The organism is Pseudomonas sp. NPDC089918 (genome assembly GCF_050280605.1).
In the GTDB taxonomy this organism is placed as follows: Bacteria; Pseudomonadota; Gammaproteobacteria; order Pseudomonadales; family Pseudomonadaceae; genus Aquipseudomonas.
On record NZ_JBNNVP010000059.1, the window covers coordinates 18,421 to 33,161 of the forward strand.

The following is a 14,741-nucleotide window of genomic DNA, read 5'->3' on the forward strand; positions in this document are numbered from 1 at the left end:
GTGGTGAGGGGGCTTGCCCCCGTTGGGCTGCGAAGCAGCCCCAAAATCTCTGATGCGCCAAAGATCTTGTGAGTGCTGCGCACTCAAACGGGGGCAAGCCCCCTCACCACGGCCCGCTCCCACAGGTTGTGCGCTCGGCATCAACCTCACTCACCGTTTTGTGGGCCTTTATATGCGTATCAAAGTTCACTGCCAGAACCGCATCGGTATTCTGCGCGACATTCTCAACCTGCTGGTCGAGTACGGGATCAACGTCGCTCGCGGCGAAGTGGGCGGTGAGCACGGCAATGCGATCTACCTGCACTGCCCGAACCTGATCAACATTCAGTTTCAGGCGTTGCGTCCGAAGTTTGAGGCGATTGGCGGAGTATTCGGCGTCAAGCGCGTAGGGCTGATGCCCAGCGAGCGTCGGCACATGGAGCTCAACGCCTTGCTTGGTGCCTTGGAGTTTCCGGTGCTGTCGATCGACATGGGCGGCTCCATCGTCGCGGCCAACCGTGCGGCGGCGCAGTTGCTCGGGGTGCGGGTGGACGAGGTGCCGGGGATTCCGCTGTCGCGGTACGCCGAGGATTTCGATTTGCCGGAACTGGTGCGGGCCAACAAGTCACGGATCAACGGCTTGCGGGTCAAGGTCAAGGGCGATGTGTTTCTCGCCGACATCGCGCCGCTGCAATCGGAGCATGACGAAAGCGAGGCCATGGCCGGTGCGGTGTTGACGTTGCACCGGGCGGACCGGGTGGGCGAGCGCATCTATAACGTGCGCAAGCAGGAATTGCGCGGCTTCGACAGTATTTTCCAAAGCTCGAAAGTGATGGCGGCGGTGGTGCGCGAAGCGCGGCGCATGGCCCCGCTGGATGCGCCGCTATTGATAGAAGGCGAAACCGGCACCGGCAAAGAGTTGTTGGCGCGGGCCTGTCACTTGGCGAGCCCGCGTGGGCAGTCACCGTTGATGGCGCTCAACTGTGCCGGTCTGCCGGAGTCCATGGCCGAGACCGAATTGTTCGGCTACGGTCCTGGTGCCTTCGAAGGCGCGCGGGCCGAAGGCAAGCTTGGGCTGTTGGAGCTGACGGCGGGCGGTACGTTGTTCCTCGACGGCGTCGGTGAAATGAGCCCTCGCTTGCAGGTGAAATTGCTGCGCTTTCTGCAGGACGGTTGCTTCCGTCGTGTCGGCAGCGATGAAGAGGTCTATCTGGATGTGCGGGTGATCTGCGCAACGCAAGTGGATTTGTCCGAGCTGTGCGCTCGCGGTGAGTTTCGCCAGGATTTGTACCACCGTTTGAACGTGCTCTCGCTGCACATCCCGCCGCTGCGCGAATGCCTCGACGGACTGGCGCCGCTGGTGGAGCACTTCCTCGATCAGGCCAGTCGGCAGATCGGTTGCCCGTTGCCGAAACTGGCGCCAGCGGCCATGGAACGGCTCAGTAACTATCACTGGCCGGGCAATGTGCGACAGTTGGAAAACGTACTGTTCCAGGCGGTTTCCCTGTGCGACGGCGGGACGGTCAAAGCTGAACATATTCGTCTGCCGGATTACGGCGTGCGTCAGCCTCTCGGCGATTTTTCGCTTGAGGGTGGCTTGGACGAGATTGTCGGGCGCTTTGAGAAAGCGGTGCTGGAGCGTTTGTATTCCGAGCATCCGAGCAGTCGGCAACTGGGCAAGCGGTTGGGGGTTTCGCATACGACCATTGCCAATAAGTTGCGTGAGTATGAGGTTGGTAAAGACAACACCTGACTGATCGTTCCCACGCTCTGCGTGGGAATGCCTCAATGGACGCTCTGCGTCCGCTCTTGGGACGCGGAGCGTCCCGGGCTGCATTCCCACGCAGAGCGTGGGAACGATCAGGTGACGGAAACTGAGGATTGCCGCGAAGCGGCATAACACCGCCGGTTTTTCGTCTTCGATACATTCCCCCAATCCCCTCTGAATCCCTCAAGTCCTTTGTTTGCCGGGCCCTGCGCCGCCAGAAAAAAGTTGGTCTGCAAATTGCTTATGGCTCAGCAGTACAGCGGTGGGCGGCAAACGTCCGGCATGCAGAGGAAAGAGTGTGGACAAGTACCTTTATGTGGCAATGACCGGCGCCAGCCAGAATGCACTGGCGCAGAAGGCTCATGCCAACAACCTGGCGAACATCTCTACCAACGGTTTTCAGAAGGACCTGGAACAGGCTCGTTCGATGCCAGTGTTTGGTGACAGCTTTCCGGCGCGTGCGTTTGCCATGAGCGAACGTCCGGCCACCGACTTCTCCCCTGGCTCGCTGGTAGAAACCGGTCGCGACCTCGATGTCGCGGTGCAAGGCAACGGCTGGATCGCCGTGCAGAACCCCGATGGCGGTGAAAGCTACGTGCGCACCGGCAGCTTGAACGTTGACGCCCTGGGCGTGCTGCGTGCCGGCAACGGTATGCCGGTGGTAGGCAATGGCGGGCCGATTGCCGTGCCGCCCGAGCAGCAAATCGAAGTCGGCGAAGACGGCACCATCAGTATTCGTGCGATGGGCGAAGGTCCACGGGTGATGGCCGAAGTCGACCGCATCAAACTGGTCAACCCGGACTTCAAGAACATGACCAAAGGCCTGGACGGTTCGATCCACACCAAGGACGGCAAGCCGGCGCAGGCCGATGCCAACGTCAAACTGGTGTCCGGGTTCCTTGAGTCGAGCAACGTCAATGCCGTGGAAGAAATGACTTCGGTGCTGGCGCTGGCCAAGCAGTTCGAGCTGCACATCAAGATGATGAACACCGCCAAAGACGATGACCAGGCCATGGCTCGGGTCTTGCAGATCAGCTAATTATCAGAACGTCGCGCCGTAAAACAGGCGCACGAGGAGAATCGAATGCTTCCGGCTCTATGGGTTGCCAAAACAGGTCTGTCCGCCCAGGACACCAACCTCACCACCATTTCCAACAACCTGGCGAACGTATCGACCACGGGTTTCAAACGTGACCGCGCCGAGTTCCAGGACTTGCTGTATCAGATCAAACGCCAGCCAGGCGCCCAGTCGACCCAGGACAGCGAATTGCCGTCGGGTCTGCAAGTGGGTACCGGTGTGCGCATCGTCGGCACCCAGAAAAACTTCACCGCCGGCAGCCTGCAAACCACCGAGCAACCGTTGGACATGGCCATCGACGGTCGCGGTTTCTTCCAGATCCTGCAGCCGGACGGCACCACGTCCTACACCCGTGACGGTACGTTCCACCTGGATTCCAACGGCCAGATCGTCAACGCCAGCGGTTTCGCCCTTGAACCGGCTATTGTCATTCCGAACGACGCCCAGACCTTCACCGTCGGTCGTGACGGCACCGTGTCCATCACCGTCGCCGGCAACCCGGCCTCTCAGGTGATCGGCAACCTGCAAACCGCCGACTTCATCAACCCGGCCGGTCTGCAAGCGGTGGGTAACAACCTGTTCCTGGAAACCGCTGCCAGTGGCGCGCCGCAAGTCGGCACCCCGGGCCTCGCCGGTTTCGGCACCACGCTGCAGAACACTCTGGAAACCTCGAACGTCAGCACCGTAGAAGAGATGGTCAACATGATCACCACTCAGCGCGCCTACGAGATGAACTCCAAGGTGATCTCCACCGCCGATCAGATGCTCTCGTTCGTAACGCAGAATCTGTAATCAAGTCTATGAGGCGGCCATGAGGCCGCCTGCAACACCGTGAGGTAGGGTCATGAATCGCTTTGTATCTGTTCTGGCACTGAGTGGGGTCGTCGTGCTCGCGGGCTGCGTCGCTCCGCCGCCCAAGCCCAATGACCCTTACTACGCCCCGGTGTTGCCGCGCACGCCGCTGCCGGCTGCCGCCAATAACGGCTCGATCTACCAGGCCGGTTTCGAACAGAACCTGTACAGCGACCGCAAGGCGTTCCGGGTCGGTGACATCATCACCATCACCCTGAACGAGCGCACCCAGGCGAGCAAGAACGCCAACTCGCAGATCGACAAGAACAGCAAGACCGACATCGGCCTGAGCTCGTTTTTCGGGGGCGGCCTGAGCACCAGTGATCCAGTGGGCAGCGGTAGCCTGAGCCTGGACGTCGGTTATGAAGGTGACCGCGCCACCAAGGGCGACAGCAAGTCCGGCCAGAGCAACAGCCTGACCGGTTCGATCACCGTGACCGTCGCCGACGTGTTGCCTAACGGCATCATCGCCGTGCGCGGCGAGAAGTGGCTGACCCTCAATACCGGTGATGAACTGGTGCGGATTGCCGGCCTCGTTCGCGCCGATGACATCGCCACCGACAACACCGTGTCGTCGACCCGCGTCGCCGATGCACGCATCACCTATTCGGGCACCGGTGCGTTTGCCGATGCGAGTCAGCCAGGCTGGTTCGACCGTTTCTTCCTCAGCCCGCTGTTCCCTTTCTAGGTGGCTTCTCTGGTGAGCATGTTGAACTTCAAACACCTGATGGTGGCTGCGCTCCTGATGTCCGCAGCCTTCGACGCTCAAGCCGAGCGGCTGAAGGACATCGCCAGTATTTCCGGCGTGCGTTCCAACCAATTGATCGGCTACGGCCTGGTAGTCGGGCTTAACGGCACCGGCGATCAGACGACCCAGACCCCGTTCACCCTGCAGACCTTCAACAACATGCTTTCGCAGTTCGGCATCAAGGTGCCGGCAGGTTCGGGCAACGTGCAATTGAAGAACGTCGCGGCGGTGTCGATCAGTGCTGATCTGCCGGCGTTCGCCAAGCCGGGTCAACAGATAGATATCACCGTTGCGTCCATCGGTAACTCCAAGAGCCTGCGTGGCGGTACGTTGTTGCTGACGCCGCTCAAAGGGATCGACGGCAACGTCTACGCCGTCGCTCAGGGCAACCTGGTGGTTGGCGGTTTCGATGCCGAAGGACGTGACGGTTCGAAGATCACCGTCAACGTTCCGTCGGCCGGTCGCATCCCTGGCGGTGCGTCGGTCGAGCGTGCCGTGCCAAGCGGTTTCAATCAGGGCAACAGCCTGACCCTGAACCTCAACCGTTCGGACTTCACTACCGCCAAGCGCATCGTCGACAAGATCAACAACATGCTTGGCCCTGGCGTCGCTCAGGCCATCGACGGTGGTTCGATTCGCGTGACTGCGCCACTCGATCCGAGCCAGCGGGTCGACTATTTGTCGATCCTCGAAAACCTCGAAGTCGACCCGGGCCAGGCGGTGGCGAAAGTCATCATCAACTCGCGCACCGGCACCATCGTGATCGGCCAGAACGTCAAGGTTTCCCCGGCCGCCGTGACCCACGGCAGCCTGACCGTAACCATCACCGAAGACCCGATCGTCAGCCAGCCCGGCCCTTTGTCCAATGGGCAGACGGCAGTGGTGCCGCGCTCGCGGGTCAACGCTCAGCAAGAAGCCAAGCCGATGTTCAAGTTTGGCCCGGGCACCACTCTCGACGAAATCGTCCGTGCGGTGAACCAGGTCGGCGCGGCACCGGGTGACTTGATGGCGATCCTCGAAGCGCTGAAGCAGGCCGGCGCGTTGCAAGCCGACCTGATTGTGATCTGAGGACGGCGACCATGGATATGCGCAAAAGCGGTCTGGTCAGCAGCAGCGATTCGGGTTCCTACTCGGACCTGAATCGCCTGAACCAGCTCAAGGTCGGCGACAAGAACAGCGATGCGAACATGCGCAAAGTGGCGCAGGAATTCGAATCGCTGTTTCTTGGTGAAATGCTCAAGTCCATGCGTTCGGCCACCGAAGCGCTGGGCCAGGACAACCCGCTCAACACGCCGGCAGCCAAGCAATACCAGGAAATGTACGACCAGCAGTTGGCCGTTTCCCTGTCCCGCGAAGGCGGCGGTATTGGCCTGGCGGACGTGCTGATGCGCCAGATGTCGAAGAACAAACCGATGGCGCCGGGTGAGGCGGCAGCAGCGTCTGCCGCCAAGCAAGCTGCCGCGAAAGCCGCCGTGGAAACACCGATTGCCGCCGGTACGGTCGCCACCGACGGGCCGCTGTCGCGTCTCAATGGTGAGCGCCCGTTGTGGGCTTCGCGCTCGGTGAAGACGCCGACAAGCGCGGGCGAGGGCGCTCATCGCAATGACATGGCGCTGATCAATCAGCGGCGTCTGGCGCTGCCGCCGAAACTGGCTGATCGTTTGCTCGCCGGGCTGGTGCCGTCGGCATCGACCGCTGCAACAACCGCCACAACGGCGCAGAACACTATCCAGATGCCGCAGAGCACCAAGACCGGTTCCGGCCCTCTGTACAACGGCGATTGGCTGGCTGGGCAAACGGATACAGCGGCCAGCGGGCGCCTGCAGATTTATGGGCGTTCCATGGCTCAAATCCCCTTGGCGCCAGCGAAGAAAGCCTTCAGTTCCGCCGACGAATTCGTCAACACCATGCTGCCAATGGCCAAAGAAGCTGCCGACCGTATCGGGGTCGATCCGCGTTACCTGGTGGCTCAGGCTGCCCTGGAAACCGGTTGGGGCAAATCGGTCATGCGCGCCCAGGATGGCAGCAGCAGCCACAACCTGTTCGGCATCAAGGCCAGCAGTAACTGGAAGGGCGATTCGGCGCGGGCGATCACCAGCGAATTCAGAAACGGCGAGATGGTCAAGGAGACGGCCGAGTTCCGTTCCTACGGCTCTTACAAAGACAGCTTCCATGACCTTGTAACGCTGCTGCAAAGCAACAATCGCTATCAAGATGTGCTGAAGTCGGCCGATAACCCAGAACAGTTTGTACGCGAGTTGCAAAAAGCCGGGTATGCAACCGACCCGGATTACGCAAGCAAGATTTCGCAGATAGCCAAGCAGATGACGAGTTACCAAAACTACGCTGCGGCGGGCGCTTCCACTACGCCTTTATAGGCATAAGGCATAAGGTCTGAACCATGAGTTTGCTCAATATCGGGATGTCGGGTTTATCCGCGGGCCAAACCGCGTTGATGGTTACCGGTAATAACATTGCCAACGCCGACACCTCCGGTTATTCACGCCAACAAACCGTGCAAGGCACCAAGGCCTCGAATCAGTTCGGCAATGTCTTTATCGGCAGCGGTACGACCCTCGCCGATGTACGTCGGGTGTACAACAGCTACCTCGATGCGCAGCTGCAGACCACCACTTCGCTTAACAGCGACTCGGCTGCCTACGCCGGGCAGATCAGCCCGCTCGATGCCTTGCTGTCGGACAGCGGCACTGGCCTCAATGGCGCCTTGACCAAGTTCTTCGCCTCGGTACAGAACGTCAATGCCAAACCGGGTGACGATGCTTCCCGGCAACTGCTGCTCAGCGATGCGCAAGCCCTGAGCAACCGGTTCAACTCGATCTCCAGCCAATTGACGACGCAGAACGCGAACATCAACGGCAACCTGACGGACATGGCCGATCAGATCAACAAGCTGGCGGCCACCGTGGCCCAGCTGAACCAGAAGATTTCTGAAGTTTCCAAAGCCGGCGGCCAGCCTAACGACTTGCTCGATGCGCGCAACGAGACCGTACGTCAATTGTCCACTTTCACCGGTGCGCAGGTGATGGAGCGTGACGGTAACCTCGACATTTACCTGGGCAGCGGTCAGCCGCTGGTCATGGGCAGCACCGCCAGCAAGCTGGAAGTGGTGCCGAGCAAAGACGACCCTTCGCGCTCGGCCATTCAGCTCAATCGTGGTTCGAGCACCATCGACATCACTTCGGTGATGACCGGTGGTGAAATGGGCGGCTTGCTGCGCTATCGCAGCACCGTGCTGGACCCGGCCATGAACGAGCTGGGGCGTGTGGCGCTGGTCGTCGCCGATCAGATGAATACCATCCAGGCCCAGGGCATCGACAAGAACGGTGACTTCGGTTCGAACCTGTTCAACAGCATCAACAGTGCCGCGCAAATGGCTCAGCGCAGCGTCGCCACGGTCGGCAATAGCGCCGGCTCGGGCAACTTCGAGGTGAGCATCGAGGACAGCGGCAAGCTGACCATCAACGATTACAAGGTCACCTTCACCAGCGCCACGAACTACACCGTGCAGCGCCTGCCTGAAGGCACCGCCATGGGCGCGTTCAGTACGCTGACCACGCCGCCGCCAGTGGTCGATGGTTTCTCGATGAAGCTCACCGGTGGCACCGCAGCCGCCGGCGACACCTTTAAGATCACCCCGACCCGCAACGCGGCGACCACCATCAAGACCGAGATGACCGACTCCAAACGTCTGGCCATCGCGGCACCGTTGGGCGCGGCCATTGCTGCGGGCGGCAGCGGCACACTGACGATTCCGGCCAGCGGTCAACCGACCCTGACCACGAAGTTCGATATCTACGACACGGCGACCACCACCACGATCCAGAACGGTCTGAAGACGTCGACTCCGGTCAAGATTGTGTTCGGCGCGGCGGGTGGTACGACCCAGACTTATGAAATGCTCGATGCCCAAGGCAACTCGCTCAGCACAGGCACCATCGTGCCGGGCCAGAACAATACGCTGAGCTTGACCATTCCACTGGTCGACGCCAGCGGCGCTGCGATCAATGACCCGGGACCGCCAGTTGTGCAGCGCACTGTGTCGTTTGACATGACCGTGGCCGGTTCACCAGCTAATGGCACCGGGATCAACGTCTCGCTCAGCCAACCGGGTTCGCTGGACAACCGTAACGGCACCACACTGGCCGGCTTGCAGACCAGGCAGACCGTGGACACCGGTTCGGCCAGTAACGGTATTTCCCTGAACGATGCCTACGGCAAACTGGTCTCGGGTGTTGGCGCCAAGGCGGCCCAAGGCAAGCTCGACAGCGCTGCCACCGAAGCGATCCTGGCCAACGCCAAGGGCGCTCGCGACTCGTTGTCCGGTGTCGACCTCGATGAGGAAACCGGCAACCTGGTCAAGTATCAGCAGTACTACACCGCGTCTTCGCAGATCATCAAGGCTGCGCAGGAAATCTTCAGCACACTGATCAACAGTCTTTAAGGAGTCGTAGCCCATGCGCATTTCTACCGCCCAGTTTTACGAGTCCTCTGCCGCCAACTATCAGAAGAACTTCGCCAACGTGGTCAAGAGCAGCGAAGAGGCCAGCAGCCTGGTTCGTGTGAATACCGCGGCGGATGATCCGGTCGGCGCTTCGCGTTTGCTGCAACTGGGTCAGCAGGCTTCGATGCTTGATCAGTATTCGGCCAACATGACCACCATCAAAGGCACTCTCGGTCAGACCGAAGCGGTGATGACCAGCATCGGCAACGTGCTGCAACGCGCCAAAGAGCTGGCGCTGGGCGCTGGCAACGCCGGCTATACCGATGCCGACCGCCAGGCCAACGCTTCCGAACTGGGGCAGATTGAAGAGCAACTGCTCAGCCTGATGAACACCAAGGATGAAAACGGCAAGTACATCTTCTCCGGTTCCAAGGGCGATGTGGTGCCGTTCACCCGTAACACTGATGGCAGCTACACCTACAACGGTGATCAGGTCACGCTGGATCTGCCGATCGGCGATACCCAGTCGATGGCTACCAACAGCACCGGTTGGGACGTGTTCCAGCAGGCAATCAATACCACCCGGACTCAGACCACGCTCAACGCGCCTGCGATCGATGATGGTCGTGTGGTGTTGTCCAACGGTCAGGTCGAATCCGATGTCACCTACAACGCCAAGTTCCGCAGCGGTGAGCCTTACACCGTGAATTTCCTCAGCGGCACGCAGCTGCAAATTACTGACTCGTTAGGTAATGATGTCACCGCTGAGGCCAGTCAGAACGGCGTGTTCAGTTCCACCAGTGGTGCGGCCACACAGACTGTCAGTTTTCGTGGCATTGATCTGAAGTTGAACATCAACCTGCAAGCGGGGGATGTCCCGGGAACCGTGATCACCGGGCACAGCTTCACACTGACAGCCAAGCCGGACAGTTTCAACACTTCGCGCAGCCCGGGTAACCCGTCGACCGCACTGGTGACCGACGCCTCTGTGACTAACAGCACCGACTACCACGCCAGTTTTCCGGGCGGCGGGGCGATTCTCAAGTTCACCAGTGCCACGAATTTCGAACTCTATGCCGCGCCGTTGACCGCCAATAGTAAACCGGTGTCCACCGGTACCATGGCCGGTACGACCGCGACAGCGTCGGGTGTCTCGTTCACCGTGGCCGGTACGCCGGGTGCAGGCGATCAGTTCTCTGTGGCGGTCAACACGCACCAGACCCAAAACATTCTGGACACCGTCAGCCAGCTGAAAACAGCGCTGTCGACGCCAACCAATAATAATCCGATTGCCATTCAGCAAATGAACGCTGCAGTCACTGCCGGTATTGGCAACCTGTCCAGCGGTATCGATCAACTGGCTTCCAGTATCAGTTCTGTAGGCGGTCGCGGTGCGTCATTGGTGACTCAGACCGATATCAACCAGAGTCTGGCACTCGCCAATACCCAGACCCAGTCGGCCATTCGCGATTCCGATGCGGCTGAAGTGATGACCCGCCTGACTCTGCAGCAGACCATGCTGCAAGCTTCGCAACTGGCGTTCAGCAAGATCGCCCAGTTGGGGCTGTTCAACAAAGTCTGAGTCAGGGCCTTCGCGATGATCTCGCGAAGGCTTGCGACTGCCGAGTGCAAACCGTCTTTATTCAGCGGTTCGGGGAGTTTCACTTCGTTGAAGTAAGCTCCCGCCGCTCGCGAGTTCTCCCGCCGTGAAACCAGCACCGCTTGTCACCATCGCCATTCCCGCGTTCAACCCGCAGTTCTTCCAGACGGCGCTGCAAAGCGCGCTGAATCAGACCTACGCCAATCTTGAAGTGATCGTCTGCGATGACAGTGGCGGTAACGAGATCCGCAAGATCGTCGAAGCCTGTGAGGTGCCTGTCTCGATTCGCTTGCGCTATGTGCGCAATCCGCAGCGCCTGGGTTTTCAGGCTAACCTCATGGCCTGTGCGCAAGAGGCCAGCGGTGACTATCTGAAGTTGCTGTGCGACGACGACCAACTGCTCCCTGAGTGCATCACTCAGCAGATCGTCGGCTTCATCGACCACGAAGACGTCAACCTGGTGATCGGCCAGCGGCAGTTTTACGACGGTGATTACATCCTGCTTTCCGACCGTGTGGAAAATTGCTGTTTTTCTACGGGTGTCACCTTGTTCAAGGGTGAGGATCTGCTGGGCGTTCTGGAAAGCAGTCTGATCAACTTTCTCAGTGGCCTTAGCGGGGCGTTGTTGCGAACCCGGCATGCGCTGGAGTATTTGCCGGCCCTGACTCAGATTGGCGAAGGTTTTATCGCGTGTCTGGACTTCGCCTTGTTTGCCTGCCTGCTACGGCGTGGCAATCTGGTGGTGGTGGGGCAGGTGTTGAGCCTTGAGCGTTTGCATCCAGCGCGGCTGAGCGATCAGTCGCCAGTCAAGGCTGCGGTTATGACAGAGCTTGACTGGCTCAAGCAAATGCTTGCCTTGCGCAGTGGTGAGCCGGCGCCTGCGCCGGGCTGGGTTCGTTATCTGGCACTGGCCGATGCGGTTGAGGGGCACGCCTATGCCTGGGAAGAAACCGCGCTGGGCCGGCAACTGGGCTTCATTCAAACGATGGTGCACACCCGGGTAGGCGTCGAGTGCGGCAGCTTTGCCGACATGTACCGGGAATGGCTGTCGTGCCGTCGTTTGAAACCGGCCCAGCAACGTTTGCTCGACGCCCGTTTGCAAGGTTGGCACTGGCGTCCGCGCATCGTGCCGATTGTTCTCGATAGCGAAGGCGATGTTCCGGCGCTGGAAGAGACACTCAAGAGTATTCGTCATCAGACCTACGCCGCCGAGCAAGTGGTAGTGCTGTCCCAATTGCAGCACGAACCATGCGACGGTGTGCGTTATATGCGTCTGGATGATGAGCCGGTTGCTCAATTCAATCGCCTGCTCATTCAGTTGGACAACGCAGACTGGATCTATCTGGTTCGCGCGGGTGACCGCTTGAATGAACTGGCTTTGCTGTTGCTGGCAGAGCGCATGGTGGAAATGCCTGATGTGCGCTGCCTCTACAGTGACGAGGGCGGATTGCGTGATGACGTCTCGGTCGAGCCGGTGTTCAAGCCGGACTTCAACCTGGATCTGATGCGCAGCTTTCCCTATGTCGGCCGCGTGCTGGCCCTGCAGCGGCAGCGGTTGATCGAGCTGGGTGGCATGCAAGACGGTTTTGGCGAGCTGGGTGTGCATGATCTGGTCTGGCGACTGGTGGAGAGTAACGGGCCGCACGCGATCGGGCACATTGCTGAAGTGCTCGTGGAGTCCGCTCAGTGCCTATCCCAGTGGCTCACGCAGCCGCAGATTATCGAGCAGAACCCTCGCGTGCTGGGCGCGCATCTGCAGCGGCTCGGCGCACCGCACCGAATTCGCCCCGGCAGCCAGCCGATGATCAATCGTGTGGATTATCTGCATGATGAGCCGGCCATGGTCTCGATCATCATTGTGACCCGCGACGAACTGAGTTCCCTGGAGCGTTGCGTCGAAAGTCTGTTGGAGAAAACCGCCTGCCAACGCTATGAAGTTCTCATTGTCGACAACGGCAGTACTGCCGTTGATACCTGCAACTGGCTGTCGGCCATGGAGCAAATGGGCAGTGACAAACTTCGGGTGTTGCGCTGTGATCAAGGTGACAATCTGGCGGCAGTACAGAACTTCGCTGCCGGCCACGCTCGTGGCGACTATCTGTTGTTTCTCAGTTCCTACAGTGTCGTGGTGAGCCCTGATTGGCTCGACGAGTTGCTCAATCACGCTCAGCGTCCGGAAGTCGGTGTGGTCGGCGGTCGTCTGGTGAGTCCGCAAGGACGTATCGAGGGAACGGCCCAGGTACTGGGGTTACGGGGGGCCGTCGGTGTTCCCAATCGTGGCGAGCCGCTCAACACGCCGGGTTACATGCAGCGCCAGCAGACGGTGCAGAACTTCAGTGCAGTGGGCATCGATTGCCTGCTTGTGCGCAAGAAGGTTTTTGACGAATTGCATGGCCTGGACGAGCAAAATCTGGCGCAAGCACTCAATGGCGCTGACTTTTGCCTGCGTGTTAAGCAAAACGGATACCTGGTGGTGTGGACTCCCTACGCCGAATTGATGCGAGTGGTGCCATCCTCTGCCTTCAATCCCGCTCCCAGGGTGTTGCAAGCCGAGCAGAAAAGTTTTTACCAGCGATGGTTGCCTGTGGTGGCCAGGGATCCGGCCTACAACCCCAATCTGAGCCTGGGCACCAGCAACTTCAGTCTGGAGCCGGGATTCAAGGATGGCTGGGACCCGTTCTCGCGTCAGCTTTTGCCCAAAATCCTGGCGATTCCAATCAATACCACCGCAGTGGGCCATTACCGGGTCGCTCAGCCGTTCCTTGAGTTGGAGGCGGCCGGGCGCGTAGTGGGGCACTTGAGTTATCACACGCCGACAGACATTGACCTTGAGCGGTGCTCTCCCGACGTGATCGTGTTGCAGGGGCGCTATAGCCAGAATGCGGTCGATGAGGTTGAGCGAGTCAAAAACTGCTCGCACGCTTTGCGCATCTTCGAACTTGACGATTATGTGATTGATGTTCCGAAAAAGAACGCGCACTTGCGTAAGGCCGAGGTCGGGGTCGATAAAATAGTGCGCCGTGGCATAGGGTTGTGTGATCGGGTTGTGGTCTCGACCCAGCCTTTGGCCGACGCATTGCGTGACATGCATCACGATATCCGGGTCGTTCCGAACATGCTGGCGCCGCATCTCTGGAGCGGGCTTACCAGTCAGCGCCGCACCTCTGGCAAGCCTCGTGTGGGTTGGGGCGGTGGGACGAGCCATGATGGAGATCTGGCCATCATTGCGGACGTGGTACGCCTGCTGGCCAACGAGGTCGAATGGGTGTTCTTCGGCATGTGTCCGCAAGCTTTGCGCCCGTTTGTCCATGAGTTCCATCCCAGCATCGGCCTGCAGGCTTATCCGGCCAAACTGGCCAGCCTGAACCTCGACCTGGCGCTGGCGCCACTGGAGTTTCACATCTTCAACGACTGCAAGAGCAACCTGCGTCTGCTGGAGTACGGTGCCTGCGGTTACCCGGTGATCTGCACCGACACCGAGGCCTACCGCGGCTATCTGCCCTGCACCAAGGTAGTGAGCAACAGCACCGAGGAATGGCTTGAGGCAATCCGCATGCACCTGTCCGACCCTGATGCGAGCTATCGCATGGGCGACGCACTGCGTGAGGAAGTGCTGCGTGATTACATGCTCAAGGGCAACAACCTCAACTACTGGGCCGAGGGCTGGTTGCCAAACTGATCGGACATGGATGTGCATCTGCAGGCGGCCTTGGGCCGCCTGTTTTGTTTGTGTCGAACACACCACGAATTTTTGTTGTAGCCGGCTCAAGCCCGGATTGGTTTGGGTCGATAAAGGCACCACAGCTTCGTTTATATGAAAGACCCTTCTGCGACGCGGGTTTAAACATCGCTACGGGAAAGGTATCTGGTTCAACAACATGGCAAGGAAGAAGTCGAAATGGCAGTGATAAACGGGACAAACGGCGTGGATACGCTGGCAGGTACCAGTGGGGATGATGAGATCAATGCCTTGGGTGGCAATGATGTGATCAAAGGGAGTGCTGGTGGGGACAAGCTGGATGGCGGCGCCGGTACTGATACGGTCGATTACTCGGCGTCGGCCGCCGGAGTAAACGTTGAAGTCCGTTTTGGTACAGGCATGGCAGGCACCGGCGGCGATGCGGAGGGGGATACCCTGACTAATATCGAAACCGTCATTGGTTCGGCGTTCAACGACAACTTCACCGTTGTTGGACTGGGCGGAATAGCGTTCGAAGGCGGTGCCGGAGACGATATCTACTACATCAACAGCAC

General features: G+C 59.6%; 10 protein-coding genes. All 10 read left to right on the forward strand.

The window, feature by feature from the left end:
• Positions 1-172: 172 nt before the first annotated feature.
• Complete coding sequence (locus tag ACQKPC_RS27740) at positions 173-1,732, forward strand: sigma-54-dependent transcriptional regulator (RefSeq protein WP_427627784.1); 1,560 nt, start codon at positions 173-175, stop codon at positions 1,730-1,732.
• 313 nt (positions 1,733-2,045) lie between these two features.
• Positions 2,046-2,786, forward strand: a complete 741-nt coding sequence (locus ACQKPC_RS27745) for a flagellar basal body rod protein FlgF (protein ID WP_008074885.1) — start codon at positions 2,046-2,048, stop codon at positions 2,784-2,786.
• 45 nt (positions 2,787-2,831) lie between these two features.
• Entirely contained in the window at positions 2,832-3,617 is a 786-nt protein-coding gene (gene flgG, locus ACQKPC_RS27750) for a flagellar basal-body rod protein FlgG (RefSeq protein WP_008011001.1), read from the forward strand.
• A 52-nt stretch (positions 3,618-3,669) separates the two neighbouring features.
• Positions 3,670-4,365 carry a flagellar basal body L-ring protein FlgH gene (flgH, locus tag ACQKPC_RS27755; protein ID WP_052966739.1) on the forward strand — a complete coding sequence of 232 codons (696 nt, stop codon included), beginning with the start codon at positions 3,670-3,672 and terminating at the stop codon, positions 4,363-4,365.
• Between the two features lie 18 nt (positions 4,366-4,383).
• Positions 4,384-5,493 (forward strand): flagellar basal body P-ring protein FlgI, encoded by a 1,110-nt coding sequence (locus ACQKPC_RS27760; protein WP_008072568.1) that lies wholly within the window; start codon positions 4,384-4,386, stop codon positions 5,491-5,493.
• 11 nt (positions 5,494-5,504) lie between these two features.
• Positions 5,505-6,803, forward strand: coding sequence for a flagellar assembly peptidoglycan hydrolase FlgJ (flgJ, locus tag ACQKPC_RS27765; protein WP_427627787.1), 1,299 nt, complete (start codon positions 5,505-5,507; stop codon positions 6,801-6,803).
• Positions 6,804-6,826: 23 nt separating this feature from the next.
• Complete coding sequence (gene flgK, locus ACQKPC_RS27770) at positions 6,827-8,887, forward strand: flagellar hook-associated protein FlgK (protein ID WP_427627789.1); 2,061 nt, start codon at positions 6,827-6,829, stop codon at positions 8,885-8,887.
• A gap of 13 nt (positions 8,888-8,900) precedes the next feature.
• A complete protein-coding gene (locus ACQKPC_RS27775; protein ID WP_427627790.1) occupies positions 8,901-10,469 on the forward strand; it encodes a flagellar hook-associated protein 3 in 1,569 nt (522 codons plus the stop codon).
• A 124-nt stretch (positions 10,470-10,593) separates the two neighbouring features.
• Complete coding sequence (locus tag ACQKPC_RS27780) at positions 10,594-14,166, forward strand: glycosyltransferase (protein ID WP_427627792.1); 3,573 nt, start codon at positions 10,594-10,596, stop codon at positions 14,164-14,166.
• 219 nt (positions 14,167-14,385) lie between these two features.
• A partial coding sequence (locus tag ACQKPC_RS27785; protein ID WP_427627794.1) for a calcium-binding protein occupies positions 14,386-14,741 on the forward strand: 356 nt, incomplete at its 3' end.